Origin of the sequence: Candidatus Leptovillus gracilis, assembly GCA_016716065.1 — a bacterium.
GTDB classification, from domain to species: Bacteria; Chloroflexota; Anaerolineae; order Promineifilales; family Promineifilaceae; genus Leptovillus; species Leptovillus gracilis.
Genome location: JADJXA010000008.1, coordinates 175165 through 201838 on the forward strand (window position 1 = coordinate 175165; position 26674 = coordinate 201838).

The following is a 26674-nucleotide window of genomic DNA, read 5'->3' on the forward strand; positions in this document are numbered from 1 at the left end:
GAACGATGCGTTCATTTCAGAGGTTAAAGAGCCGTTTTATAAAAACGCTTCTGAATCATCGTTGGCTTATCGTCCTGCTGCTGGGCGCTTCGGCGCTGCTGTTCGAGGTGATTGAACATTGGGGCGAACCCAACCCGGTGGACGCCCATTTTGTGCGGGAAATCCTCTTTTACGGCGTCGCCTTTCCGGTTGCTGTCGGATTGCTGCTCAATTTGCTGCTTCAGACCCAAGACCAACGGAACATGACCCTACGCCAACAAGCCTGGGAAAAGAAGATTCAGCAGGAATTGCACCGCGCTGCCAATTGGGATGAACTGCTGCGCGTCATCGTCAGTTTTCCGGAGCTTATCGCGCCGATTGTCGGCGCTGCGCTCTTCTATTACGATCCGGCAGATGAGGTATTGAAACATGTGGCTGAATTCTGGTTGAGCGATGAAGAAGGTGGGGTTTTGGGGGAAACGGCCGTTTCTCCCACCATTTGCGGCCTCAAACATCACCCACCCGAACAGGGACTGCATCCCTTCCTCTCGACGCCACACCCTGACGCTGCTCTGCGCGGCTACTGCCTCCCCCTTTGGAGCAACGACCGTTTCATCGGGTTATTGCAAATCTATCTGCCGGCCACCGAGCAATTAAACGTTGAGCAAATCAGCATTTTTAACCATCTCGTTGCTGCGTTAGCCATCTCCTTAGAGACATCCGCCCTGGATCGCCCGGAGTTTCTCAGAGCGCAAGCCGCCCGCCAGGAGCGAGAGCGTGTCGCCCGCCGGCTGCATGACACCCTGGGGCAAAATCTCTCCTACCTGCGCCTGAAACTGGACCAACTGACAGTGGAAGAGACCCTCCGGCACGATCCGGCCGTTCATCAGGACATTGAGCGTATGCGTGATGTCGCTAACGAAGCATATGAACAGGTCCGTTACACCATGCTCACGCTTCAGCCGGATAGCACGCCCGACCTGACCGAAGAGCTGCTGCTGCAAACGCGGCTGATGGCCGAACGAATTGGCGCTGGGTTTCATCATCAACTTCAAGGTAAGGCTGCGCCCATCCCCCCCTTAGCGCAGCACAAGATTTTGTTCATTTTCCGCGAGGCGTTGACCAACGTTCAAGGCCATGCCCAGGCGGCCAACATAGAGATGACCATAATCTGGACGCCACATGATCTAATGGTCTGTTTGACCGATGACGGGGTGGGCTTTGATCCTGATAAACCGGCAGCCTATGGGCCGGTTGGTCTGCTTGTCATGCGGCAGCGCGCCGAAGAGATCAAGGGGCAGCTGTCAATCCGTTCGCAGCCGGGTCAGGGAACCCAGGTTAGACTCCATTATCCTTTTGGCGATTCTTAGGAATTGTCCAAGAATCACTTCCGGTTTTTTAGATTGGACCAGTCTGGACCGACTTCCAGTTTTGGCTTGGCGTAAACGCTTTAGCCGGGCAGGGCGGTAAAGCCGCCACTACCAACCTGCTTGCGGGCAAAGCCCTGGCATTTAGCCGGTCAGACTCCCTTTTGGCGCATTAAGTTTGCTTGTAAGAGCAGCGTGCTACTTTGCCTACAGTCGGTAGTGACGATGGGGCCTAACTTGCCGACCTTGCGGCAGGTTGATCTTTGTGGCTAAACCAATTGCCTAAACTATGATGCGAGTCCTTGTAGTTGACGACCATATTTTGTTCCAGGAAGGCATTGCCAGCCTGCTGAATAAACAGCCAGATTTGACTGTGGTGGGTGGGGCTGGCTCAGTCAAAGAAGCAATCACCAAATCCCTTTGCCTGCAACCAGACGTGGTGTTGATGGATTTTAGCCTGCCTGATGGCACGGGGCTGGAGGCAACGCAGGCGATTCTGGCGCAACGGCCGTCTACCAAAATCGTCTTCCTCACCATCCATGAAGACGACGAGCGATTGTTTCAGGCCATCCGCTGCGGGGCCAGGGGTTACTTGCTGAAGAATACGCCTGTAGACCAATTGTTGGCTTACCTGCGCGGCCTGGGAAACGACGAGGTGGCGCTGTCCCCCGCTTCTATTTCCCGTATCCTGGAAGAATTCGCCCAATCACCCGTCCACGAAGCATCTGAACCGGAGATTGCGGCGCAGTTAACAGCGCGCCAGATTGAAGTATTACGTGAACTCCGGCGAGGCGCTACCAATCGAGAGATTGCGAACAATTTATTCATCAGCGAGCAGACTGTAAAAAATCATATCAGCCATATCCTGAGTACCCTCAAGCTAAACAGCCGCTACGAGGCTGCCAGTTTTGCTCGCCGTTACAACCTCTAGTCAGTAGTACCCCAGTACTAAAAAAGTCCCCCTGATCGCCACCTAAAGCAGTACTACCATACCCCCCAGAATAGCGCGCCGGGTCATAGACGGCCGTTTCCGCCTCCCCCTATACTTACAATATATTGCCAGCATTGCCACGCAAGCCCCATAGCTGTCAGGAGGCAGTGTGTTTTGCCGCCCGCAGATGCCTGCCCGACGCACGTCAATTAATTCAGCGCCTCCCTTTGTATTGGTTCATGTCTAGAGGTAGTGATGGTTCCTCCGGTAGATGAGGCCGTCCCGGCCATCGCAAGCGTTTTTGTCGTGACCGCGCAGCGGCTCTTGGGCGATGCTTTGGAACAATTGCTCAACCAGGAAGGCCGCTTGCAGGTTCATCGCCTCACGCCCGGCGCGCCGCAAACCATGATGCAGGTCATCAACCAGCAGCGCCCTCTGGTCGTCATCATAGACGAGGAGTTGCTGACTGACGAGTTGTTTATCAGGGCCAGGCATGTGGGGGAAAACGGCCGTTTTCAGTTCATCATCCTCTCCTCAGTACACAACAGAATTTTTATTTGCCAGTTCAATCACGTGGTATTGGCCAAAGTCGCCGACCTTGTATCACCCATAATGGCCTTTCTCAAGCAATCACCAGGATGCCTGCAAGGAGATAGTCTATGAAGTGATCTGTGGAAAACGTCCTCTCTTTTACCATAACTCTCTTATCTCAATTACTTGTGCAAGCGGACACACCCGGCATCCGCTCATCCGAAGGAGGAATTCGTGATGAAACATCTGCATATCTTTCGACAAAACCCCAAGTGGCTGCTACTGTTCGTTACCGCCTCTCTTGTCCTGGGCCTGGTTAGCAGCCTCCCCCCAACAGTTACGGCCGCTATCTCATCATCTAGCATTATCTTGCCAGAAGACGGCGCGATCCTCTATGGGACCGTTCCCCTGCAGGCGAATGCGGCGAGTGATGTAGGGATTGACAGCGTGGAGTTCTTCTACCGCGCCCATGAGAACGCAGTCCCATCAAAGATCGGCGATGGGGTGTTCAACCCGGTCACCGGGTTCTGGGAATATTCCTGGGACACAACGACAGTCGTTGACACTTACAACAACATTGACACCGATGGGGATGACATAGACGATGCCACCGTTAATCTGACCAAGCCACCGACCAATGACAACCTAAGCATCGTCGTCACCGAGACCGGTGGGACCACCGCCGAAGACACCATCAATATTCGCATCCAGAATATGCTCACGGCGAGAATCTTCCTGCCCGACAACCAGGAAGACATACGCGGTTTTGAAGACCTTGAAGTACTCACCACTGGTGAGTATGCGGTCACGAGCGTGCGCTTCGATCTTTACGATCTGGCTGATGCCGACCCAAGGATTCTCACCCCGTTCGGTGAATTTGAATCATTCGGAGAGCCGGTCGAGAATCCCCACTACGGTCGGCCTCTTGGCGCTCCCGCATACCCAACCGGCAGCCCCATCCACCCAATCGGCGCCGCCACCCTGGAAGGGGCAAAGCGCTGGGTGTACCGTAACTGGGACACCACAACGATCCCTGACGGCTCCTGGCTGCTTGTGGCAACCGCAGAAGACGCAGGGGGGCGCACAGCCACCTACTTTGTCGAAACCTATATCTTCAATGACCTCAATGTGGCGATCACCGCCCCGGGTGATGGCGATACCGTCAGCCGCTTTGTCGCCCTGGAAGCGCGCACCAGTTCCATGACCGGCTTTGACAATGCCGCGCCCGGCAGCCTATGGCCGGCAACCGCGGTTGATTTCACCATCGGCAGCACGACCATTCCAGCGACCGAGACCCCGAGCGGCAGCGGCAGATGGCGGGCTGTCTGGAACGGCGATGCGTTCGCCCCCGGCCCCTACACAATTACCGCCACAGCCACTAACGCCAATCCCGATGGAGCCGAGATCGCCACCGACTCCATTGACGTGAATTTGGTCGCGCCAGTCGCCGACCTGGAAGCCTATTTCCCGTTCGATTGGGGCAACTGCAATCTGCTCGACTGTGCCTTCCTCGATGGCAGTGGCGGCGCACCTACTTCCTGGGAATGGGACTTCGATGGAGACAATGTTGTTGACTCCACTGACCAACTCCCAACGTATACGTACAACGCCCCCGGCGTATATGTGGTCACTCTCACGGTGAGCAACGATGGCGGCGTCACGACTGATTCGTACTCGCGCAGCATCCCGGTCGGCAATACCGGTGTAGTCAGTTTCAATCGCAACGGCATCAACGACGCCACGACCGAGTTCATTGACTGGACCTCCGCCTTCAAGAATTTCAACTATACGGTCGGTGATACCCTCGTCATCCCGGTGATCTGGAAGACCACCACGGGACCGACGGAATTCATCTCGATGCCGGAAGACGTCTGCACCGATGAGACGACCCCGCGCCCGTGTGTCCTGTTCACCCCCGAGGAGGCGGACGGAAATCCACCGTTGGATATCATTCCGGCCGATGACGGCGTGCTGTTCAAGATCGAATTCACCGATGTTCAATACAGAGGCGTCACCGACGTCTTCAAGGGCAAGGTTAACCTCAGAATCTCGGTGGCGGTGGACAGCGGCGACGGCAACCCCGATCTCGATTGGACAGCGCAACTGGGCACCAACGTGGATGTGACCAACACGGATTCGGATGCAGCCGAAGTCAAACTCGTCGCCCTCACCTCCCCATTCGAGGGACAGTATGTCGGTGGATTTGTGCCGGTTACGGCCAGCGTTGTCAGTGTTATAACCGCCGACGAGGTTGAGTTCTTTGTGGGCGCAACCAGCATTGGCACAGATGAGGATGGCTCGAACGGTTGGGCGGTCTCATGGGACACTACTGCGTTTGCTGATGGCGCCCATGAACTAACGGCCGTTGCCACCTTCGGCTCCGAGACAACCACATCGGCCGTGCGCATCGTCAACGTAGAAAACAACCAGCCGACTGAGCCGGATGCCCCTGGCGGCACCTTCCAAACCGGCCGTACCAACGACACAACCGGCCAGTTCATCACTTACCCGTTTGAACTGGAAGGAGAAGGCGGCGGCGGCCCTCCTGGCGGCAGAATACCAAGTTTTGCATCCTCTATGACCGCTGAAATCAGCAACATTGTCGTCCTCCCCGGAGACGGCGTCATCGGCGGTGATGCCATCGAGTTTGACGTTACCCTGACTAACACTTCAACGGATCCGGGCGCGGTGATGACTGCCTTTGCCTTCCAGTCGAAGTTCTCCGAGTCACCAGCACTGGCCAGTCGCATCGGCGACAAAGCCTTCTATGGCCAACTCGTCTCAGGCGGCGCAGAAGGCATGATGGCCTCGGTCAAAAAGAACGGCACCTCCAACGGCCTCTTTGGCGGTCGTTGGAAGGGCATCTGCATCAACAGTTCAACCGACTACATTCCGGAGTTCAACGCCGGGCTGGAAGAGGAATCACTGGAATGCGGCGGCAACCGCGCCGATACTGACTTCGACGGCCTGCCGGAACTGCAAGTCCCCATCATGGGCATCTATCCGGGCCAAAGCCAGACAGTACGCATCCGCATCGAGTCTGGCACAACCGACGGCGCCTTGCATGTGGTCGAACCAGGCACCTTGCGCGGACTGGTTCAGGGTGTTGAGCAGATCGGGCCGAACGGTATCACCTACTACACACCGGTCATCAACAACGACGGTTATACCGATTCTCAGAGCTTAATTTCCTATCCGGCAGTCATTGACCCCAACGTCGTGTCCATCCCTGATTTCGCGGACAACAAGGTTTTCCGGGATGCCGATGGCGCCTTCAACCCGACCTTCGCTCCACTGGCAGACGGTCTCACCTTCGATAATCAAATCTATCTGACCCTGCCGCGGCGCGGCTTATCCTTCAGCGATATCCTGGGACGCAACCACACCTGCGAGACCTACGGGTTGGACCACATCCAAGGCACCTCGTGCTACGGTAACCCAACCGCCAGCCCAGTCTTTGGGTTCCTGAGTAGCGGCGACCTTCTGCCCGGCATTCAGAACTTTGCCGCCATCCTGCATGGCTTCGGCGAATACGCCATAGACGAGTTTGGCAATCCCATCCTCGACGGCGACGGCAACTACACCGCCCCCATGTTCCCCTATGACACGCTCTGTGCCAACCCGGCGGTGCCGGATGGTCTGCGCTGCGGCGCCAAGCCGTTCACCCCGGTTGCCGAGTTCTACAAGGTCAACAGTGACGGCACCCTGACGCAGCAAATGGTAGGCGGGAGCTATGGCGCATTGGGCAGCGCCACTCAGTATACCGCCTTCTTCAACGTAACCGAAGCTGAAGCCTGGAAGGAAGAGACCATCCCCGAAGAAGATCCGGGTGGTCCGTGTGACCCGATCGCCGACCCCGATTCCCGGAAACCGCAGTGCGCCCAGCTCCGCACGTCGGCCACAGCCCATTTCTACGATCTGGACGTGTCCATTGGCGCGGGCATCAACGGCGGCGACGTGATCGAGTTCACCATGCTCATCGCCAATACCTCGGCCAACCCCAATGCCTACCTGACGGCCTTCAACTACCAGACCAAGCAGCGCAGCCTGGCGGACATTGGCACGCTCGATGGCTACACTCAGGATCGGCGGGATGTACGTGTTGACCCGACCCTGCCATTGTGTACCAGCCTGACAGACGATGGCGCCTGCTACAATGCCGCCCTCGACATTGGTCAATTCCCCAACGTCATCGGCAACGGCTTGCTCTTTGGCCAGATGGTCTGGACGAATAACATTGACCGCGAGGGGAAAGAGATCATCTTCGACTTCGTCCATGTCGATCCGGTCAATGGGATCGACCCGGCGCCTTACCAGTTGGAGTCAGTGAAGAAAAATGGTCCCTTCACGCCCATCCTCAAGGGCAACGTCAACTTCATCTGCGTCAAGAGCGGTCTGTTTGCCGCCGACCAGGATTCCGATGCAGCCTGCGCCGGTGAGCCAGCCATCCTGATTGATGAGAACGGCGAACCGATCCCCGGCAACATCAGCCAACTCCTCGGCCTGGCGCCTGGTGAAACTCAAACGGTGCGCATCCGTCAGGAGTTCGGCGATTTCCGCGGCGCCATGTTGGAGATTCTGCCAGGCACGCTCAATAACAGTAACGTCAATGTGACCTTTGCCACCACCCAGGGCCTGGCGCTACTTCGACTGCGAAGACCAGCGCGAACTGGAGTACTGCCATCCGCATCTGGTAGGCACGAACATCGGCTACCTGCCCAACACAACCGCCACCTGGCTGGACCCCATGACGTTGGAAGATATCAGGTATGTGATCATCAACCAACCCGGCGATGCTCCCAGGATCATGGACTTCGAGGATAACTTCGGTTACATCCTGGCCATGGCCGGCTTCGTTCCCAGCGCTGAGTTCTACGCGCCTGATCCCAACCCCGAACTACTCGGCACCCCGTATGAAGGCGTGTTGATTCGGCAGCAGGTGCTAGGCGAGTACGGCCTGACAGATGTGTCCGCGGTCGGGCCGACAATCACGTCGTTGGCGATCACCAGCGGCGAAATCGGCGTGGAATACAGCTATGCTGTGGCTGCCACGGCCTTCCCCGGCCCGATCACCTACAGCTTGCTGACTGCACCTGATGGCATGACGATTGACGGCAGCACGGGGCTAATCGTCTGGCTCCCCAATTCACCTGGTGCGTTTGCCGTAGAGGTTGCGGCCAGCAATGGTCTTAGCACGGCTACGCAGTCGTTCCAGGTGGTGGTGGCAAGTTCACTCCCCTCGTGCCAGGGCCAGCCAGCCACGGTTTACGTGGACGCTTTCGGCAAAGTCGTGGGCGGACCTGATAACGGCAAGGTATATAACGGCTTGCTGCGGGGTACGACCGGAGATGATGTCATGGTCGGCACAAGCGGCAATGACGAGATCCGTGGACTGAATGGCAATGACCTCATCTGTGCCGGTGATGGCAATGATTTCGTTCTTGGCGGTGGCGGCAACGACACCATCTATGGTGAAGGCGGCGACGACGACTTACGTGGCGGCGCTGATAACGACACCTTAGATGGTGGTGATGGCAACGACATCCTGACCGGCAACGCTGGTGATGATACCCTGCACGGCGGCAATGGCAATGATCTCCTGAGAAGTGGTGACGGCGATGACTGGCTCCATGGTGATGACGGTGACGACATCCTTTACGGAGACTCTGGCAATGACATGATGTATGGCGGTGCAGGTAATGATCTGATGTATGGTGGTGGTGGCAACGACACCATGTATGGTGACAGCGGCGATGACAACATGAATGGTGGCGCCGGTGCTGATACCATGCATGGAGGCGATGGCAACGACACCCTGTCCGGCAATGGCGGTAACGACACTCTCCATGGTGACGCTGGCAATGACGTACTGAGTGGCGGCGATGGCGATGATTTGCTTTACGGCGGTGACGGTGCGGATGTTCTCCATGGAGATAAGCATAATGACATCCTGTACGGTGGCGAAGGCAACGACTGGCTCTTTGGTGATGCTGGCGATGATATCTTGTATGGTGAAGGCAGTAATGACATCCTACAAGGCGGCGCTGGCCACGATAGCCTGTACGGAGGTGATGGTAATGATGCCCTGGCCGGCAACGCAGGTGTAGATGTTTGTGATGGTGGCGCTGGCAACGACACAGCCACTACTTGTGAGACAGTAATTAACGTTCCGTAATTCGCAGCGGCTGGCAGTAAGATGCCGGATACGAGTTGTATCTGACATAGCTGCTGACCCGACTACCAACAACCTGTCGGGCATGTCAATGCCCGGCAGGTTATTTCCCTAACCTGGACAAATCAGAACCAATTTTCTCGCGCAGAGACGTAGATGTGCAAAGTTTTTTCTCTGCGTCTCCGCGCCTCTGTGCGAGGATTCTTGCACACCGTATAAGAATCTGACTGACCGGGTAGTAAACAGCCCTCATTGTGTGTGGTCCGGCTATTAGCAGAGATGCAAACTCTCAGTGATGGTTGGATGCAGTTGCACTGGATTTAGCGCGTAGTTCCAAATCCAGTTAACAAAGGCAGTAGATATTCCATGAAATCCAAACCTATTACTTCTACAGTATTGTCTGCCCCGCAGGAGCAGGGGCAAGAGACGAGAAAAGCCAGCGATTTCTGGCCATCCCTGATGCTTTCTGTTTTGAGCGGCCTTGTTTTGCTCGGCAGTCTGATCTACTTTGCTGGCCCCTGGAATATCCTGGCGAACACGCGCCTGCTGCGCCTGCTGATTGATGCCGGCGTGGTGAAATACCATGACCGCGACGCCGGTTTTGTGCAGGGGGTGGCCGACCACGTGTATTACATGAAAGCCCAGGAGCCGGTGGAGTGGGTGGTGGTCTTGCTGGCGATTGCCATCCTCTTCCTATTCTGGGTTCTGCGCGGCGTGCAGTTTCACGACTTCGCCCGCTACCATGCCATTCCCGGATCGTTTGGGCGACACGCCCGCGCTTATCGAGCGGGCCTCATTTACAGCAAGTTTCTGCCATTGCATCTGGGCGAGACGGCGGCCACGGCCGTTTTGCAACAAGAAGGCGCAACTCCCCGGCAGGCTTACTCGACGCTGTTTTTGCTGCGGCTGTTTTTGCTCATTTCCATGAGTATATTCGCCCTGTTGGGGCTGCTGACTATCGGCTGGGCCGCCTGGCTGGGCCAGGCGTTGTGCGCCCTGTTTATCTTGGGCGTGGCCTACTGGTGGACACGGCCGTTCTTCTCCCCCACCACCGGCGTTTCCCCCCTTGCCGCAGCCAAAGCCCACCTGCGCGAACTGCTGCAACGGCCGTCGCGCCTGCTGCGCTTCGTTCTCCTCTCCCTGCTGCTCTTCGGCATGGAAGACATCGTCCTTTACCTGCTGACGATGGCCTTCTCCACCCAACAGGTCTTGCTGCACGTCGGTTTCGACTTGATCCTGATGGCCTTTGTTTGCGGCTATCTGGCGCGGCAAGTGCCCCTCACGCCTGGTGGCATCGGGCAGTTTGAATGGGGTTTTGTGGCCGCGCTCTACCTGGGCGGCGTCGGTCTGCCGGAAGCGGCCACCGTCGCCATCCTCTACAGCATCGTCTATTACCTGGCCTTTGGCCTGTTCTGCCTGGTCACGCTCGCCTGGCGCGCCGCGCAAACGCCGCTGCGAGCCGTGGTGAAGCTGGCCTATCGCCCCATGCCCGACGCTGCAGGGTCTACGGCCGTTTTCCCCACCAGCACCGACCTCGACGAAGACGCCCTGAGCAGTATCCCGGCCGTCCCCATCCCGCAAATGCCCGCCATCGCCCAACTGTGGCGGCGGGCCGTCGTCGTCGCCTGGGTGGCCCTGGCTGTCCTCTTCTTCGATTGGCTGACGCTGCTGCTGTCCGATTACTGGCTGCTGCAAAGCATGGGATTTAGCGACGTGTTCTGGACCAACTTCCGCATGGGCGCGACATTGTTTGTCAGCGGCGCACTGCTGTTTGCGACGGCCGTCGCCGTGCCCGCATTTGTCCATCCCCTGCCCGCCAGAACGCGCCGCCTGGCGCTGGGCGTGGCCGGATTGGTCGGTCTGTTGGCCGGCGCCTGGCTGACTACCTATTACCATGAATTTTTGCTGCTGCAAGGCCAACCTTTTGGCGAAACAGACCCCATCTTTGGCCGGGACGTGGGCTTTTACGTCTTCACGCTGCCCGCCTTTTGGGTGATGTGGCGGGCGGCCATGTGGTCGTTCGCCATCGCCCTGGTCTCGTCGGTGATGTGCGCCTATGCTGCGCGGCGTCAGATCACCCGAAACGCCGCCGGGTCGCGGGTAGCCGTCTGGCTGGGCACAGTCGCCACCGCGCCGACGCTTGTTGCTTTTGCCGGCTTGGGGATCAGCACTGCTTTTGGCGTGTGGCTGGGTCGCTATAATCTGCTGCTAAAGGACAGTTACAGCGCCAGTGTGTTTACGGGGGCCAGCTACATAGACGTGACCGGCCTCTTCTCGACGTTGAACCAGATTTGGGTAACGGCCGTTATCCTCCTCGGCCTCACGGCTGCTTTTGTGGTCTTGCTGTGGGCGCTGCGCCAACAAACGAGTGGACGGGGCAACGGCCGTTGGCCGAAACGAGTGCGCTGGGCGGGAACGGCCGTGCTGCTGCTCATTCTGGCCGATTTTGCCTTCGCCGGTCTGGTCAGCGTGCGCGACGCCCTGCTTGTCACTCCCAATCAGCCCGTCATCCAACTGCCCTATATCGAGCGCCACCTGGAAGCCACCCGCCTGGCCTATGGCCTGGATCAGATTGAAGAAATCGAGTTTGTACCACGCAACAACAGTGATCCCATGCCCAGCCTGGAGTACATCCTGAACAGCAGCACTATGCGCAATGCCCCGCTGTGGCCCACCTACGTCAGCTACCTGGAACAGATAGTAGACCCGCAGCATTCGCAGCGCATCCTGCAAACCGGCGGCGACAACATGATCTACGGCCCCTCGCTGGAAATCTTCCGCCAGCAGGAAAAGCTGCGCACCTATTATAATTTTCTGGATGTAGACGTGCTGCGCTACACCATCAACGGCGAGAAAGTGGTGCTGGCGAGCGCCGTGCGCGAACTGCCCATCCTGGAACCGCAGCCCTGGCTGGCCTGGTGGGGGCAGCGTTTCATGCTCTTCACCCATGGGCATGGCCTGGCGATGGCCCCCGTCGGCCAGACCACGACCGATGGCGATCCCGATTTTGTCAGCAGCCAAATTCCGGTGCAGGCGGATTGGCCGGAGATAACGGCCGTTAACCAGGCCGTCTACTATGGCGAAGGCAACGCCAGCATGGCCGTCAGCAACGTGCGCGACATGGCCGAACTGGATTACCCCACCGACCAGGGACGGGCGGAAATCGTCCTGCCGGCCGACGTGCCGGCCGGCGTAGAGGTGGATTCGCTGCTCAAGCGGCTGGTCTTCGGCTGGCGCAGCGGCGAATTCTGGGAGATGGTTTTCAGCACCCTCATCACCCCGGAAACCCGCGTCCACTACTTCCGCCAGCCTTTGCAACGCCTGGATCGCGTCGCCCCCTTCCTCTTTTTAGAGGCCAACCCCTATGCCACCATCGTCGAAGGCGAGATCACCTGGCTGGTCAACGCCATGACCACCACCGATATGTACCCCTACAGCCAGCACGAATCCATCGGCGACAAATCGCTTAGCCGCGCCCCGGAAACTGTGCAAACGCGGCGGCTCAACTACGTGGAAGATTCGGTCAAGGCCACCATCAACGCCGCCACCGGCCAGGTGCAGCTTTACAAAATCGCCGACGACCCGGTAATTAACAGCTGGGCGGCCATCTACCCCTCGCTCTTCACCGACGGTGAGCAGATGCCGCCAGAAGTGCGCCAGCAGCTTACCTACCCGCTGCAGCTGTTCCACCTGCTTTTCGACGATCTCTACATCTACTACCACATGAACGACCCGATGTACTTCTTCAATATGGAAGATATGTGGGACGATGCGGACGAGGTATTGGGGCCGGTGATGGACCGGGGCAAGGCGATCACCTTCTCGGTGGAGCCATACCACATGCTGGTGGAGACGGGTGGCTTGCTGCCGGAGGCGGCCGAAAAGCAGCAGTTTGTGATGACAATGCCCTTCACGCCGGAAGGAGCGCGCAACTTGCGAGCCATGCCGATGGTGTATCAGGATGGTGAGGATTACGGCCGTCTCTTTGTCCTCATGGTTCCGAAAGGCCTATTCATCACCGGGCCGGAACAGGCCGACGCCATCATAGACCAGGACCCGGACATCTCGGAGAAAATCTCCTGGTGGAACCGCATGGGCACGGAAGTGATTCGCGGCCACACCTCCCTGCTGCTGATTGATGAGGAGGTGGTGTACGTGGAACCCATTTTCATCCGTTCAGAGCAAAACTCAAATACACAGTTAAAGCGTGTCGTCGTGGTGATGCGCGGGCAGTCGTACATGAGCGAAACGCTGGAACAGGCCATGCGTCTGGCCTATGACAGCACTGCTTCCGGCATTGTCGCCAGTGGGCAATAAAAATAAGACCTGACAGGTCTCAGAGACCTGTCAGGTCTGCCTGAGAGGGAACCGCATGAACAGACTAATTCTGCAATTGTTTAGCGCTTTTATCATCGTGATGTTGATTGTGGCTATCTGGCCGGAAACGGAGACCAGCAGCCAGCCCAATGACGTAAACAGGGCGATTATAGCGGCAACGGCCGTTCCCACACCGATTCCCACGCTGCCGCCGACACCCCAACCGTTATCCGTCAGCTCCCCTGCCAGCCTGCAACCCGGCCAAAGCCATCCCGGCGATGGCTTTGGTCAGGCTATCGCGGTAGATGGGACAACGGCCGTCATCGGCGCGCCCCAAGCCAACAACGGCCAGGGCGCCGTCACCATCTTCACGCGGCAAGGCGGCCAGTGGCGCGAAACGGCTCACCTGACGGCCAGCGACGGCGCCGCCAACGACAACTTTGGTCGCGCTGTGGCTATTAGCGGCCAGACCATCCTGGTGGGGGCCAGCGGCCACAGCGCCGCCAGGTGGCAGGCTGGCGCGGCCTACGTCTTCCAATTCAGCAATGGCCGTTGGCAGCAGACTGCCAAGCTGCTACCCGGCTCCGCCCAAGATATACGGTTTGGTTGGTCGGTGGCGCTGGATGGGGACACGGCCGTCGTTGGCGCGCCCTACCGCTACCAGGGTGAAATGCTCAACGTCGGCTCAGCCACCATCTTTACCCGGCAGGGGCCGGCTTGGCAGCAGCAGGCGCGTCTAACCAGTGGTCTGAGCGGGGGTGCTGTCGGCAGCGATCTGTTTGGCTGGGCGGTGGCCATCCGTGGCTCCAGCCTGGTCGTCGGCGCTTACCTGAACGCCACTGTTTATAGTTATGAGTTCACCAATGGGCAGTGGCGGCAGACGGCCATGCTGCGCGACGGTACAGGTGGCAACCAATTCGGCTACAGCGTGGCCCTCTCCCAGAACAGCCTGGTAGTGGGTGCGCCGGCGGCCAATGTGCCAGTTAACCGGGGAGGAACGGCCGTTCTCTTCACCCGCCAGTCAGGCGGAAGTTGGACGGAGGCGGCGCGTTTAGCGCCAGAGGGTCTGCGCCCCGGCAGCCGCTTTGGCTGGTCGGTGGCCCTTGATGGGGGTGTACTGGTAGTCGGGATGCGTGAAAGCGAAGGCCGGAGTGACGTAGAGGAATCAGGTGGCGCCTTTGCTTTCCGCATCACCAACGGCCAGACAACCGGTAAGGCCGAGCTATATGCCCCGGTCCCTGCGCCGTTTGCCCACATGGGAACGGCCGTTGCCACCGCCAACGGTGTTATCTTCGCCGGCGCTCCCGGTCAGCGAGACACCCCAGGCGTCGTCACCGTTTTTGCGCTGAACAATTAACCACAAAAACGTGAAGAGCGCGGAGGTTTTTGACATACCTCCGCGCTCTCCGCACGTGCTACCATTACAACCTCAGGCTGCTTTGCCGCGAGTTTTGCGACAGGCTGGCTAGATTGAACCTCTGCTTGCCTCCTCTTAACGCCGGGTAAGCGGTAGGAAAAACTGAACGAAATCGGGTGTGGTAAACGTCAACACCTCAGAGGTGGTCAGGCCATCCCACCCGGTGCATGACTGCACCTGAAACGTGTAGCTGGTCTCGGGCCGCAAGCTATAAACCTGGAAACGGCCGTCGCCCCATCCAGCGCCACCGACCAGCCAAAGCGGGCGCCAGTCGGCAGCAGTTTGGCCTCTTGCTGCCAATCGCCGCTCCCGTCCGGCAGGAACAGAAAAGCCGCCCCGGCGTTGTTACCGGTGTTATCATCCTGCGGCGCGCCCGCGAGAATACGTTCCCCATCCGTCGCCAGGGCAAAACCAAAGCGGTCGCCAAACTGCGTATCGTCGCCGCTGAGAACGGCCGTTTCCTGCCAGCCGGCCGCATCTCGATTGTAGACATAAGCTATGTCGTCCAGGGGTGCGCCAACGAGCAACAAATCGCCGTTAAGGGCAACGGCCCAACCAAAGAGATCGCTCAATACCGGCCCGCCGCCGCCTGTGGCAAAGCGCACCACCTCGCTCCAGCCGCCGCCATCTGCGGCAAAGACATAAACCGCGCCGGAATTGTTCGTGCCGCTGCTGCTGTAAGGCGCGCCTACGGCGATGGTATCATCATCCACAGCCACGCTGAAGCCAAAGTACGTATCGCCAACGGCGCTGGGCAGCAGCTTGTCACTTTCGAGCCAGTCGCTGCCGTCGTAGGTGAAGAGGTAAACCTCGCCGGTAGGGATGGCGTTGTTGGTGGCGGCCGGCGCGCCGATAACGGCCGTGTCGCCGCTGATGGCGACTGACAGGCCAAAACGGGCTTGAGGATTGGCGTCGGGAGCGGTCAACTGCACAGTTTCTGTGACCATCGGGTCTGCCTGGGCCGGTTGATACCGGGCGAAGATGACGCTCGGGAGTAACACGGTCAAGACGATCACGAATTGTAAAGGCTTGAACATTTTGTTACCTCCACGAATTTAGGAGGCGTGACAGGTTCACCAAATCTGTCACGTTTGCGGATACAGCGCTGCGCCCAGCTGCGCTGCGCCGAAGGGTTTTAACAGGACGGAGCGGCAAAACGGCCGTAAGTGATCCAGCGTGGCCGAATGCTCGCTGCCGGATAGTGTCATGGCGATAAGCGGGATGGTGCGCGTCTCTGGCAGGGCGTTTAGGGCGCGCGCCGTTTCGTAACCATCCATCAAGGGCATGTTCACATCCAGCAAGATCAGGTCTGGTCGCTCACTGCGCGCCAGGTCTAAACCTTCACGGCCGTTTTGCGCCTGCAAAATCTGCGCCTGTGGCTGAACCAAAGAAATCAGCTTGCTAATTTCCGTTCTGAATCCGCCATGGTCATCCACAACCAATATCCGTTTCATGGTTATCCACCACCTCTCCCTGGACGGCCGACACCTGGCGGCGGGCCAGGAACCCAGGCCGGCGGTCCTTCACCATCACCATCGTCATCGTCGTCGTCCCCTGCCCAAGGAGGCGGGCCAGGAACCCAGGAAGGCGGGCCGCCAGGTTCAGTGCCATTTCCTGGTTCGTCCACACCCTCGCCACGCAGCATCGCGTTTAATCCCAGGTAAAAAGGTTCGATCGTCGGGCCATAGCCACTGGCGCGGAAATGCAGGTTCGCTTGTTTCTCTGCGCCAACTGAGACCAGTGTATAGCTGCCGCTGACCGTGAAACTCTGGCTTTCGCCAGGGTCAATGATGGTGGGCAGGCTTGGAGCCTCAGTTGTGGCTTCTGGAGCCTGGCCGCGGGGCCGCGGGGTCGTGTGCGTCAGCGCCAGCGTGTCAATGATCACCGCTTCACTGCTGTTCGCGTCATTGCTGACAACGACCGTGAATTCATACTCCCCTTCGTCGGGCGCATCTTCACAATGAAAGGCGCTGTCCCAGGTGATTGTGATCCCTGGCAGCACTTCTTCGGTTGATTGACCGGTGGCGATACAACTCTCTTGCGCTGCCGTGGCCGTGACGCCAAGCGCCGCGAGCAGGGCAAGCAATCCCAATAAGCGTGCTATCCTATACATGTTTTTTTCTCCTTGTGCGGCGTTTGCCGTGAAGCAAACAGCCGCGCTATCCGATAATCAGCCGCGTTGAACTATCCAGAGGCTAATTCGCTTCTGTTCACTGCTGATTTCTATTTGTGATGCCGGCCGAGTCTGGGTTATCGGTGCGGTGCTGATGGTGAGGTAGTCGGATTGCGAACGGCAAGCGGCGTTTTGTTGCGTGACGCTTTATGGCGTGGCTGTCGGTGGCGTGTTGGGCGACACAGGCGGCGTTGGCGGCGTCAGGCTGGGGACCGGCAAGGTGATCGGCGGGCCTGGTTCTTCTGTGGTTGAGGGCGTGGTTGGCGGGACAGTCGGCGATGGGACCACCGGAGTCACCGGGATGGTCAGGTTGACCGGGGGGGTTGGGATAATCGGCACGGCCGTTGGCGATGCCCCAGGTACAGATGGTAGAGTTGGCAGTGGGATGGAGGGTGGACCGGGTCGCCCGCCCAACAACTGCATGATTTCACCCCAACCGAGTCCCTGGCGGCGCATGGCAAAGATGTCGGCAACGGCCGTTCCCGTATCCTGGCTCAAACCATAAGCCAGATCGATTTCGCCGAAGCCAAATCCCTCGCAGAACCAGCCGATAATCTCGGTGTAAGGTACACCATAGACCTGGCTCAACCGCGCTCCTTCCGGGTGCGGCGACACACCGGTGCAGTCGCCAGGGATGGTTGTAGGAAATGGTGTGATCGTTACCCCAGGTGTTGGTGACGTGGCCGTGGTTGAAGGCGTCGGTGTGGTTTCGCGTGGAGGGCACGTCTGGACCAGGGTGATAGTCAGCCGGGTGAAATGATGGCCGGGGCGGTTACTCTCGGCAGTAATAAACAGCCGCAACTTCACTTCCGTCTCCGCTGGCGCATCCAGCCAGGCCGCGCCTAAATCCACTTGAACATTGAAGGAGACCGTCTCCCCGGCGGCGATACTCTCCCAATCGGCCGGGTTCAGGGTGACGGATTCGACAAACTGCGTGCCGGGCAGCAGAGCATAACCCAGGGCTACTTCGGCTGCGGCATCCTGAGGCGAGTCGCCGCTATTTTCCAGGAAACCGGTCAATAGATAGCTGGTTTCGCAGCCGGTCGCCTCTAATTCATCCGGCCCAAACGAGAGACTGGGCCGGGCGGGTTGTTCGCCGATCTCCGGGCGTTCGGTTTGGGCAGGGGTCAGCAGCGTAATCTGCCGGGCCAGACGTTGGCCGTCGGCGGCAAGTGTATACACCACGCGCACCAGATCGCCGACAGCCAGGTCAGACGGCCGTTCTGTCTGCTCTGTCACCTCTACTGAGATGCTGTTTACCAGCCAGAGCCGGGGGGTGATGGCTTGCAGCACGCCGGTAAAGGCGGATTGGTGGGTTGAGGGGGCGGCCAACTCTACGCTGTCTACCTGCCAACGGCCGTTGGGTAAAATACGACCGGTAATCTCCACCCAATCGCCCAGGGCAAATTCACCCGTCAAGACAGTCTCTTCGGTGACGTAAACCAACAACTCGTCAACTTGCCAGAGTGAACGATCCATACGCAACAGCTCGCCCTGGCTGCGAAAGTAACGCAGCGGTGAGGGCGGGGCCTGCCCAACCTGTGTGCCGACGGCGTGCCCGGCAGCAATGGCAACGGCCGTTCCGTCCGTCGTCACGATTACCTGCCCTTCGTCTACAGCAAAAAATGCGCGGCCGTCGGTCGCCACTGCCACGGAAAAGATCGTACCGCGTACCTCGGCATCGCCAGAGGGGGTGTGGACGACGTAGGAGGCGCTGGCGCTGCGCAAGGGATTGACGTGATGCCGGGTCTGGCCGACGTGTTGGCGCAATTCCACCACCAGCGCCTCGTCCGGACGTTGCGCCAGCACAGCAATCGTCAATTCGCTGTTCGCGGCCAGATGTAACTGGCTGCCATCGGTAAATTGCAGATTGGCCGTCGAATCAGGGCCGCTTCGCAGCCGCTGCCCGGTTAGCAACGGCGTACCAGCCCGAATCGGCTGCCAGGTGGCGCCATCCTGTGTAGAAAACTCGATTTGTCCACTGACATCCATCAGGGTAAGGGCTGCAACGGACTGTATCTGGTTATTTAGCGAGGTGAACCAGGCAATGGCCAGGATCAGTAGGGCTGTGGCAGCCAGACCAGAGAGGCCCAGACGTGGCACAGCCCAACCGCGCCAATCGGGGAGAAACGGCCGTTTCTGAACCGGCGCTTGTCGCTTTTGCTTACGGGCCTGTTCCTGAATGAAACTTTCCACTGTGTTGTTCCGGCTGAGAGATAGATCGGGTTCCGGTCGGGGCGCCGTGCGGATAGCGGACGTCAGGCGCAGCAGGTCGCGCAGATAGCGGTCCTCTTCCGGTATCTGCTCTAAAAGCTCTGCCAGCGGTATACCGGCCTCTAATTTGGCAATGTATTGTTGTAGGATGTCATCTCGGTCAGCCATAGAAAACTCTCTGCGGCCCCAGAATGCGTTGTAGGGCCTCTAAACCGCGGGCTTGTAAAGCTTTGACGGCGCTTTCGCTTTTGTTAAGCGTCTGAGCCACCTGGTTAATGGGCATCTCAGCCACAAAACGAAGGATGATTACGTCGCATTGATCAGAAGTCAGGCGGCGTAGGGCTTGTTGGAGGCGTTCGATGGTCAGGTTGTAGTCAACGGCCGTTTCTGGCCCATCATAGTCGGCGGGCATGTTCTCATCCAGGTCAATATGGTTGCGCACGGCCGATTTGCGCATATGGTCAATCGCCAGGTTACGCGCTATCTGGAAAAGCCAGGCGCGGAATGGGACACGGCCCGTCCGGTAGCGCGGTAAATGCTGCATTACGCGGATAAAGAGTTCGGCGGTTAAATCTTCGGCGACCTGCGGCCGACCGACGCGGTAATAGAGGTAACGGTAGACGTCCGATTTGTAATGTTCATACAGATCAGTGAGAGCGCTCGTATCGCCGGACTGGGCGCGTGTGATAACGGCTGCGGTCACTTCTTCAGGCATGTGCTTTGTTCCGAAATTGTCTTGCTATTTAGTATAACGGATGAGCAAGCCAAAAAGTCTCACTGAAAAACGCCCAATAGCCGCAGCTTGTTACCCGTCCGTAGATCACGGAAACGGCCGTAGCCGTGGCTCATTTGTCCAAGTGAAACAGGTGAGGAAGGTGATTAAGGCGGCAAACGGCCGTTCCCCACATTTTTGTGCAGTCGGAATTGAATCCTATCACCTCACCGACCTGTACGAAGATTGCGTACAGATTAAATGACATCCGATTTAGTAACATCTATAATCTACGCATGTTAACTCAAACTCCCTTCCTCAACCCTATTCCGCTGCGGGCACAATTCCCCGCTTTACAATTGGAAATCAATGGCAAAACGGCCGTCTACCTCGACGGCCCCGGCGGCACCCAGGTTCCACAGCGCGTCATTGACGCCATCAGCGAAGCACTCACTGTGGGCATTTCCAATCATGGCGGCCCCTTTTTCACCAGCGCCCGTAGTGACGCTATCGTCGAGGCCGCGCGGATGGCGATGATGGACTTCTACAACGCTCGCCGGCCGGAAGAGATTGTCTTCGGCCAAAATATGACCAGTCTCACCTTTGCCATCAGCCGGGCCATCGCCCGCACCTGGCAGCCCGATGACGAAATCGTCGTCACCCGGTTGGACCATGATGCCAATATCTCCCCCTGGCTGCTGGCTGCCGAAGACCGCGGCGTCACCGTGCGTTGGCTGGATTTCGACCCCGCCGATTGCACCCTGAAGTTAGAAGCGCTGCCTGATCTGCTCAACGAAAAAACGCGCCTGGTTGCCATCACCTTAGCCTCCAATGCCGTCGGCAGCATTACTGATGTCAAGCGAGCAGTCGAAATGGTCCATGCAGCCGGTGCGCTGGCCTATGTGGATTCAGTCCATTACGCTCCCCATGGCTCCATAGACGTACAAGACCTGGATTGTGATTTTCTGGCAGCATCCGTTTATAAATTCTTTGGCGGTCACGTTGGCGCTCTCTATGGCAAGTACGATCTGCTTGACGCTATGACGGCTTACAAAGTTCGCCCGGCTTCGTCAAAACCGGCCGACAAATGGGAAACCGGCACGCAGAGCTTTGAAAGTCTGATTGGCGTCACGGCCGCTGTGGATTACATTGCCGACATCGGCGACGCCGTAGGCTCCCGCCGCCAACGACTCGTACAGGCCATGGCGCGTATCAAAGAATACGAAATGAGCCTGAGCGAACGGTTTCTGCAAGGGGCGACAAAAGTGCCGGGCTTGCACGTATATGGGATCACAGATATTGAGAGTCTGGAACACCGCACACCAACTTTTGCCATAAGCCTGGAAGGATTCACTCCCGCGCAGGTCGCTCAAAAATTGGGCGAGCAGGGCATCTTCGTCTGGGACGGTCACTATTACGCCATTGCCGTCATGGAACGGCTCGGTTTGCTGGATAAAGGCGGCCTGGTGCGCATCGGTTTTGTCCATTACAACACCGCCGAAGAAGTGGACCGGGTGTTAACCGCTTTGGCGGAAATGGGGTGAGGGATTTCTCATCTCGGTTGACATCACCCGTTATCTGTGCCATAATGCGCCCATCATTAACATTGATTGGCAGCAAACGCTGCGACGCCATCCTAATGACAAGGAGGTGGTGCTTGTGGATAGTTATTCAGCTAGTCGCGCCGTAGCACTACCTCCTCGTTCGAGATAAGTAGTGCTACGGCGCAAGAAAGGCCCCATCGCAAGATGGGGTCTTTCGCTTTCTTATGGATTGGTTTGGGGGCCGAAATCGAGCAAAGAGGGCTGTAGAATTGTTGTTGGCCGACGTTCCTGAAGCTTTTCCTGCGTTTGTACATCAAAGTTCGTGATCAAGACTTCTTGATTAATCACCCGCTCGGAACCATTTTTCTTCGTGTTCATCCCCGAATATGTTTGCACAGTGATGATGTTGTAGCCGTCATACATTTCGTGCATTTCAGGCATATCGTAAGAAGAAAGAATCCATTTGCACTTCGACTGCGTTAGACGATGCGCCAATCGTTGATGATCTGCCCAATCCTGCATATTGTGCTTATAATTACAGCCATTATTCGGATAGGGAGGATCGATGTACATGATCGTCTGTGGTTTGTCATAGCGATCTATGCAGTCTTCCCAACTTAGATTCTCGATAATGACCGTACTCAATCTTTTGTGTACAGGCTCTAATTTTTGCCGGAGATGTTTTAGAGCTCCGATCAGACGGTTGCCATGCCCACCGTCTGATATACTTGTCTGAAAACGAGGATAGTCTAATTCACCACCCCATCCAGCCATGATTAAATAATAAAAGCGATGAGCGCGCTCAATAGCATTTAGGGTAAGAGGGTCTAAATCAGCCAATCTTTCAAACTCGTTTCGAGACACTAATTCCCATTCAAAAGAGGCAATAAGTTCTTCTGGTTGATGTTTTAGGACGCGGAAAAAGTTTATTAGCTCTTGATCAATATCATTGAGGACTTCAACAGCGCTTGGCGGTTTGCCAAAAAGCACCCAGGCTCCTCCAGCAAATGGTTCTACGTAGCAAGTGTGTTCCGGTAGGATAGGAATGATATATTTTCGGAAACGGGATTTACCACCAACCCATCGCACTGGACTATTGATCATTTTCTGCGTCGTATTCATAAATATATCCAAAATGTCTCTAATGGAGACATTTTATCATGAAATCATTTGGGATGCAACATTGATTTTAGACATTTGTTCTACTTCAACAAGAGTATAAAGGTTTTTTGGCTTAAATGGAAAGTATTCTGAAACTAAATTATGGAACGCTTTGGTGAAAAATTACATGATCTGCGAAAATTTCATAATGTAACTCTCAAATGGCTGGCCAATCAATTAGGTTACACCACGCATAGTTATATTAGCGAAATTGAATCCGGCTACAAAGTACCAAATGTAGAATTTGTCTTAAAGACTGCAAGATTGTTCAATGTATCAACAGACGATTTGCTCAAAGATGAACTTGAATTAAATCTGCAACAATCAAAACTTGACATAAATTATGAACCTACCATTCGTAGATAGAAAACCTAATTCTCAAGAGATTGAGCGCTTTCGCTTAATTCTGAGTACCTATCAAGATGGTACGGGTATGTTAAAAGATGGCGATAGAACTTTGCCCGGATGGCGAGACTTCGAGAGGTCCGTGGCAATTGCTTTTGATGGACAAGGGTTGGAAAGCAAATGGATCTATGATGTGTTATTGCCCATTAAAAGTTCCACGGGAGCATATTATGGCATTTCTTGCAAGATGCGCGGAATGCTCGGAACTGTCGAAAAGCAAAAGCGGGTAACTATAGACTCGAGGTTCGCTCAAATTGAGCGGTAAATAGTAAAATTGGCGGCATGACTATGCCAGAATTCACAATCAGTGTTGAACGGCTGGATGACCTGCCGCTCTTGTATGGGTTTATCGAAAAGATGGGCATTCAGTCCACCATTGATACCGTCATCAAACCGCACCGGGAATTGGCAGGGACTGAGCATGGGTTGGGTGATCTCCATCTGGCTCCAGCCACATCATCTCGGCGTACAACCATCGGATGGATCGGGTTCAAGAGTGGGTGGCAACCCATCAGGTTTCTTTGCGGCAGTTGACCGGACAGGACTGACCGAGCTTGACTTCACCGATGACCGACTGGCGATTTGTCTGCGGGAACTGCACGAGCCTGACCAGTGGCGGCGGATCGAGAGCCTGTTGGGTAATCGGTTGCTGCGCGTTTACGACCTGCGGTCGGTGAACATCGTGCGGCTGGATGGCACAACCGCCGGCGTGTATCACGACCCGGCGGGTCACCTGTTGTTTCAGGTGGGGAAGAACAAAGAAGGGGTCTATGAACCGCAGTTCAAAGCGATGCTGGCCAGCCTCGACCCGTTGGGCTTGTTGTTGGCGCTGGATGTGGTTCCTGGCAATCGGGCCGATGACCCGCTGTATGTGCCTTGCTACCAGCGGGTGAAAGAGATGCTGGCCCGGAATGGACTGCTCATTGTCGGCGACAGCAAGATGAGCGCCTTTGACACCCGGGCCACGATTGCGGCGGGCCATGACCACTATCTGACGCCCCTGCCCGATGGCAAGAGTGAACCGGGTCTGCTGGACAAGTACCTGCGCCGGTGGTGGGCTGACGGCGGCGCGGCGATGCCGGTTTTCCTGCCCGACGATGAGCCTGAGGAGGGACAAGAGCCTGACTGCTCCTGGCCATCGCCGAAGGATTCGAGGTCAGCCGCGCCCATCAGGCTGGGGTGGGCCACAGCATGTCGTCTGGTCGGAGCGTTGTCTGGTGGTGCGCTCGTTGAGCTACCAACAGACCGAACAGGCGAACTTGCGGCAGCGGCTGGCCAAAGCGGAAGGGGCGCTGCGGGACTTAACGCCTGCGCCAGGGCGGGGTAAACGCCCCATCACCGATGAAGCGAGTTTACAAAAAGCCATTGCCGCTATTGAAAAGCAGTATCGCGGCCGGTCTGTTGCCGGTCAGCTACACTCGCCAGGTCACAGAACGCGCCATCCGCGGCTATCGCGGTCAACCGGCACGGTAGAGCAAGACATTCGTTACCAGGTGCAGGTCAAGCGAGACGAGGCGGCGATTGAATGGGCGCTGTTCCGGGCTGGTTGGCGTATCTACCTGACCAATGCGCCGCAGGCGTCGCTTTCTTTGACCGAGGCCGTCCTGGCTTACCGCGACCAGTATATCGAGGAGAACATTTCCGCCGTCCCAAAGGCAATATGCTCTCCATCACCCCGGTCTATGTCCAGCGGGATGACCATGCGCAGGGCTTGTTTCATTTGCTCTCGCTGGCGGCGCGACTGCTGGCCTTAGGCGATTACACGGCTCGTCGCACTCTGGCCGACCAACAGTCAGAACTGAGTGGCATCTACCCCGGCAACCCCAAGCGGGCCACGGCTCGGCCGACGATGGAGCGGCTGCTGGAGGCTTTGACAACATCAACCTGAGCATTATCCATCTGACCGGGCAGCGGGTCTGTCAGGCGACGCCGTTAACGGCCGTGCAGCAGCGCATTTTATCTCTGTTAGGCTTGTCGGCTACGTTGTATACCAACTGGACTGTGGCCTGAACCGGTTAACCAGGGGTGGATTGGGCCTGTTGACGGTATTTGATTGGTAAAGTGCTTGTTTTTTGTAGCTGTCATATCGGTTTTGCTGGCTTCTGAACCACTTCACCGATATGGCAATCTGAATTGGACTTTTGCTCGTTTATTTGAGCGAACGCCCTGTATAGAAGTATCAAATGCAACAGGAGAGTTTTGGGATGCGATTAAAGCCGCAAGTCTAACACAAGAAGATTATCATAAAAAACCTCAACTCGCCGGGGCAATGTTGATTCAAGTCGTTGAAAAGTGGCACAATAAAGTCAGTATTGTGAATGGTGGCCTTGTGGACACGGCCAAAAGTTTCTATCTTGTTTTGCAATGGGAGAGAAAATCTGGACGCTATCAACTTTTTCAATTCCCAGTTGATTTGCCAGATCCCCGTGAATTGAGTTGGCAAGTTGATGGCCGACGTCTCATTGGTCGAGATGCGCAGGGTGTATTGTTTGAATGGTATGGTTTGTCGGGCGGCCAACTAAAATATTATCCTCTTGCCAGCAATGCCTTGTGGCAATCCCCCATTTTTCTGCTTGAATCATTGCCTGATGATCTGGACAATGCTGTAAAACAAAAAGCGCTCGCTTACTTTCCCCATTTGTGGCAACAAGCCCAAGAGAAAACAGATCAAGAGTGAAATTATGAAGCACATTCCCGTTGTTCTTTTTGGCGCGGGCGGCGTGGGTTCGGCGGTGCTGCGACAGATTGTAGACGGCCGTTCCCCCACCGCCACCCGCAATCACGTCCACTTCACCATCGTCGCTGTGTGCGACAGCCAGACCTGGCAGTTTCAGCCTGCCGGGTTGTCCGATGCGCAGCTGCGCCAGATTGTAGCGCAAAAAGCCCAGGGGCAGCCGGTGGGCGAACAACGGCCGTCACCCCTGCAAATCATCAACATCCTGGCCGAATCCGGGCTGGAACAGGTGATCGTGGTAGACGTAACGGCCGTGTCCGGCCTGGAACCCACCCTGGACCGCGCCCTCGAACTCGGCTACGGCGTTGTCCTGGCGAACAAAAAAGCGTTCGCCGGCCCCTGGGCGACAGCGCAGCACTATTTCCACCATCCCCGTGTGCGCCACGAATCTACCGTCGGCGGCGGACAGCCAGTGATTGCTACCCTACGCTACCTGTTGGACACCAACGACCCCATTCACGAGATTCAGGGACAGCTCAGCGGCACGTTGGGCTTTATCTGCCAGCAGTTGGACCAGGGCGTGCCCTTCTCCCAGGCCATCGCCGAGGCCAAAACGCGCGGCTACACCGAACCCGACCCCCGCGAAGACCTGGGCGGCCTGGACGTCATGCGCAAGGTGATGATTCTCGGCCGCATGGCCGGCTGGCCGCTGGAAACAGCCGACATCCAGGTCGAGTCACTGTACACACAAAACCTGGCCGACCTGACCGTGCCTGATTTTATGGCCCAGGTCAGCGTATTAGACCAGGCAGTGCGGCAGCGTGTGGCTGTCGCCCAGGCCAACGGGCAGGTTTTGCGCTACCTGGCCCATCTGCGTGACGGCAAAGGGGTGGTGGGGTTAACGGCCGTGCCCGCCGGCAGCGCCCTGGCAAACCTCAAATTCATCAGCTTCCGCACCGGTCGCTATGACGATGAGCCGCTGATGATTTGCGGCAAAGGGGCGGGCGTAGAGATGACGGCCGCCGGCGTGATCGGCGATATGCTCGACCTGGGAACGAGATTTGAATAATTTACACC

The 26674-nt window shown here is 57.1% G+C and carries 20 protein-coding genes; 13 read left to right on the forward strand and 7 right to left on the reverse strand.

Annotated elements, in window-relative coordinates; translation table 11 throughout:
• Nucleotides 1-5 precede the first annotated feature (5 nt).
• The 7 genes from IPM39_19950 to IPM39_19980 all read left to right on the forward strand — a co-directional run bounded on the left by IPM39_19950 (nt 6) and on the right by IPM39_19980 (nt 14654).
• Entirely contained in the window at nt 6-1349 is a 1344-nt protein-coding gene (locus IPM39_19950) for a hypothetical protein (GenBank protein MBK8988309.1), read from the forward strand.
• Between the two features lie 286 nt (nt 1350-1635).
• On the forward strand, nt 1636-2277 hold the full coding sequence (locus IPM39_19955; GenBank protein ID MBK8988310.1) for a response regulator transcription factor: 642 nt from the start codon (nt 1636-1638) through the stop codon (nt 2275-2277).
• A gap of 255 nt (nt 2278-2532) precedes the next feature.
• Nucleotides 2533-2940 carry a hypothetical protein gene (locus IPM39_19960; GenBank protein ID MBK8988311.1) on the forward strand — a complete coding sequence of 136 codons (408 nt, stop codon included), beginning with the start codon at nt 2533-2535 and terminating at the stop codon, nt 2938-2940.
• Between the two features lie 105 nt (nt 2941-3045).
• Entirely contained in the window at nt 3046-7632 is a 4587-nt protein-coding gene (locus IPM39_19965; protein ID MBK8988312.1) for a PKD domain-containing protein, read from the forward strand.
• On the forward strand, nt 7556-8983 hold the full coding sequence (locus tag IPM39_19970; GenBank protein ID MBK8988313.1) for a hypothetical protein: 1428 nt from the start codon (nt 7556-7558) through the stop codon (nt 8981-8983). The genes IPM39_19965 and IPM39_19970 overlap by 77 nt, the downstream gene beginning before the upstream one ends.
• A 363-nt stretch (nt 8984-9346) precedes the next feature.
• Nucleotides 9347-13297: a UPF0182 family protein gene (locus tag IPM39_19975; GenBank protein MBK8988314.1), complete on the forward strand. Its 3951-nt coding sequence runs from the start codon at nt 9347-9349 to the stop codon at nt 13295-13297.
• Between the two features lie 55 nt (nt 13298-13352).
• Entirely contained in the window at nt 13353-14654 is a 1302-nt protein-coding gene (locus IPM39_19980) for a hypothetical protein (GenBank protein ID MBK8988315.1), read from the forward strand.
• 206 nt (nt 14655-14860) lie between these two features.
• Here IPM39_19980 and IPM39_19985 read toward each other — a convergent pair whose 3' ends face one another.
• The 5 genes from IPM39_19985 to IPM39_20005 all read right to left on the reverse strand — a co-directional run bounded on the left by IPM39_19985 (nt 14861) and on the right by IPM39_20005 (nt 19816).
• Nucleotides 14861-15751, reverse strand: coding sequence for a hypothetical protein (locus IPM39_19985; GenBank protein MBK8988316.1), 891 nt, complete (start codon nt 15749-15751; stop codon nt 14861-14863).
• Nucleotides 15752-15799: 48 nt separating this feature from the next.
• Nucleotides 15800-16168: a response regulator gene (locus tag IPM39_19990; GenBank protein MBK8988317.1), complete on the reverse strand. Its 369-nt coding sequence runs from the start codon at nt 16166-16168 to the stop codon at nt 15800-15802.
• Nucleotides 16169-16170: 2 nt separating this feature from the next.
• Nucleotides 16171-16827 (reverse strand): hypothetical protein, encoded by a 657-nt coding sequence (locus IPM39_19995; protein ID MBK8988318.1) that lies wholly within the window; start codon nt 16825-16827, stop codon nt 16171-16173.
• Nucleotides 16828-17034: 207 nt separating this feature from the next.
• Nucleotides 17035-19269: a FecR domain-containing protein gene (locus IPM39_20000; protein ID MBK8988319.1), complete on the reverse strand. Its 2235-nt coding sequence runs from the start codon at nt 19267-19269 to the stop codon at nt 17035-17037.
• Entirely contained in the window at nt 19262-19816 is a 555-nt protein-coding gene (locus tag IPM39_20005) for a sigma-70 family RNA polymerase sigma factor (GenBank protein ID MBK8988320.1), read from the reverse strand. Before IPM39_20005 ends, IPM39_20000 begins: the two co-directional genes overlap by 8 nt.
• A gap of 293 nt (nt 19817-20109) precedes the next feature.
• Here IPM39_20005 and IPM39_20010 point away from each other — a divergent pair, with 293 nt between their 5' ends.
• The gene (locus tag IPM39_20010; protein ID MBK8988321.1) at nt 20110-21357 is read left to right on the forward strand and encodes a cysteine desulfurase-like protein; all 1248 of its coding nucleotides are present in this window, start codon (nt 20110-20112) and stop codon (nt 21355-21357) included.
• A gap of 222 nt (nt 21358-21579) precedes the next feature.
• Here the strand turns inward: IPM39_20010 and IPM39_20015 are convergent, their stop codons facing one another.
• Nucleotides 21580-22461: a DNA adenine methylase gene (locus IPM39_20015; GenBank protein MBK8988322.1), complete on the reverse strand. Its 882-nt coding sequence runs from the start codon at nt 22459-22461 to the stop codon at nt 21580-21582.
• Nucleotides 22462-22620: 159 nt separating this feature from the next.
• Between IPM39_20015 and IPM39_20020 the strand changes: the two genes are divergently transcribed.
• Entirely contained in the window at nt 22621-22884 is a 264-nt protein-coding gene (locus tag IPM39_20020) for a helix-turn-helix transcriptional regulator (GenBank protein ID MBK8988323.1), read from the forward strand.
• A gap of 288 nt (nt 22885-23172) precedes the next feature.
• Here the strand turns inward: IPM39_20020 and IPM39_20025 are convergent, their stop codons facing one another.
• Complete coding sequence (locus IPM39_20025) at nt 23173-23364, reverse strand: hypothetical protein (GenBank protein ID MBK8988324.1); 192 nt, start codon at nt 23362-23364, stop codon at nt 23173-23175.
• A gap of 55 nt (nt 23365-23419) precedes the next feature.
• On the opposite strand from IPM39_20025, the gene IPM39_20030 reads away from it, so the two are divergent.
• The 4 genes from IPM39_20030 (at nt 23420) to IPM39_20045 (ending at nt 26666) form a co-directional block, all read left to right on the forward strand.
• Nucleotides 23420-24250, forward strand: coding sequence for a transposase (locus IPM39_20030; GenBank protein MBK8988325.1), 831 nt, complete (start codon nt 23420-23422; stop codon nt 24248-24250).
• A 198-nt stretch (nt 24251-24448) separates the two neighbouring features.
• Nucleotides 24449-24811, forward strand: coding sequence for a hypothetical protein (locus tag IPM39_20035; protein MBK8988326.1), 363 nt, complete (start codon nt 24449-24451; stop codon nt 24809-24811).
• A gap of 177 nt (nt 24812-24988) precedes the next feature.
• Nucleotides 24989-25600: a hypothetical protein gene (locus IPM39_20040; GenBank protein MBK8988327.1), complete on the forward strand. Its 612-nt coding sequence runs from the start codon at nt 24989-24991 to the stop codon at nt 25598-25600.
• A gap of 4 nt (nt 25601-25604) precedes the next feature.
• The gene (locus IPM39_20045; protein MBK8988328.1) at nt 25605-26666 is read left to right on the forward strand and encodes a hypothetical protein; all 1062 of its coding nucleotides are present in this window, start codon (nt 25605-25607) and stop codon (nt 26664-26666) included.
• The last annotated feature ends 8 nt before the right edge of the window (nt 26667-26674 follow it).

What these genes read in the sequence shown, in the direction of transcription:
- IPM39_19970 (MBK8988313.1), top strand. Translation starts at nt 7,556, where the DNA reads ATGACGTTGGAAGATATCAGGTATGTGATCATCAACCAACCCGGCGAT.
- IPM39_20015 (MBK8988322.1), bottom strand. Translation starts at nt 22,461, where the DNA reads ATGATCAATAGTCCAGTGCGATGGGTTGGTGGTAAATCCCGTTTCCGA.
- IPM39_19965 (MBK8988312.1), top strand. Translation starts at nt 3,046, where the DNA reads ATGAAACATCTGCATATCTTTCGACAAAACCCCAAGTGGCTGCTACTG.
- IPM39_20025 (MBK8988324.1), bottom strand. Translation starts at nt 23,364, where the DNA reads ATGGAGATCACCCAACCCATGCTCAGTCCCTGCCAATTCCCGGTGCGG.
- IPM39_19950 (MBK8988309.1), top strand. Translation starts at nt 6, where the DNA reads ATGCGTTCATTTCAGAGGTTAAAGAGCCGTTTTATAAAAACGCTTCTG.
- IPM39_19960 (MBK8988311.1), top strand. Translation starts at nt 2,533, where the DNA reads ATGGTTCCTCCGGTAGATGAGGCCGTCCCGGCCATCGCAAGCGTTTTT.
- IPM39_19980 (MBK8988315.1), top strand. Translation starts at nt 13,353, where the DNA reads ATGAACAGACTAATTCTGCAATTGTTTAGCGCTTTTATCATCGTGATG.
- IPM39_19975 (MBK8988314.1), top strand. Translation starts at nt 9,347, where the DNA reads ATGAAATCCAAACCTATTACTTCTACAGTATTGTCTGCCCCGCAGGAG.
- IPM39_20000 (MBK8988319.1), bottom strand. Translation starts at nt 19,269, where the DNA reads ATGGCTGACCGAGATGACATCCTACAACAATACATTGCCAAATTAGAG.
- IPM39_19995 (MBK8988318.1), bottom strand. Translation starts at nt 16,827, where the DNA reads ATGTATAGGATAGCACGCTTATTGGGATTGCTTGCCCTGCTCGCGGCG.
- IPM39_19990 (MBK8988317.1), bottom strand. Translation starts at nt 16,168, where the DNA reads ATGAAACGGATATTGGTTGTGGATGACCATGGCGGATTCAGAACGGAA.
- IPM39_19955 (MBK8988310.1), top strand. Translation starts at nt 1,636, where the DNA reads ATGATGCGAGTCCTTGTAGTTGACGACCATATTTTGTTCCAGGAAGGC.
- IPM39_20020 (MBK8988323.1), top strand. Translation starts at nt 22,621, where the DNA reads ATGGAACGCTTTGGTGAAAAATTACATGATCTGCGAAAATTTCATAAT.
- IPM39_20035 (MBK8988326.1), top strand. Translation starts at nt 24,449, where the DNA reads ATGGGCGCTGTTCCGGGCTGGTTGGCGTATCTACCTGACCAATGCGCC.
- IPM39_20045 (MBK8988328.1), top strand. Translation starts at nt 25,605, where the DNA reads ATGAAGCACATTCCCGTTGTTCTTTTTGGCGCGGGCGGCGTGGGTTCG.
- IPM39_20010 (MBK8988321.1), top strand. Translation starts at nt 20,110, where the DNA reads ATGTTAACTCAAACTCCCTTCCTCAACCCTATTCCGCTGCGGGCACAA.
- IPM39_19985 (MBK8988316.1), bottom strand. Translation starts at nt 15,751, where the DNA reads ATGTTCAAGCCTTTACAATTCGTGATCGTCTTGACCGTGTTACTCCCG.
- IPM39_20005 (MBK8988320.1), bottom strand. Translation starts at nt 19,816, where the DNA reads ATGCCTGAAGAAGTGACCGCAGCCGTTATCACACGCGCCCAGTCCGGC.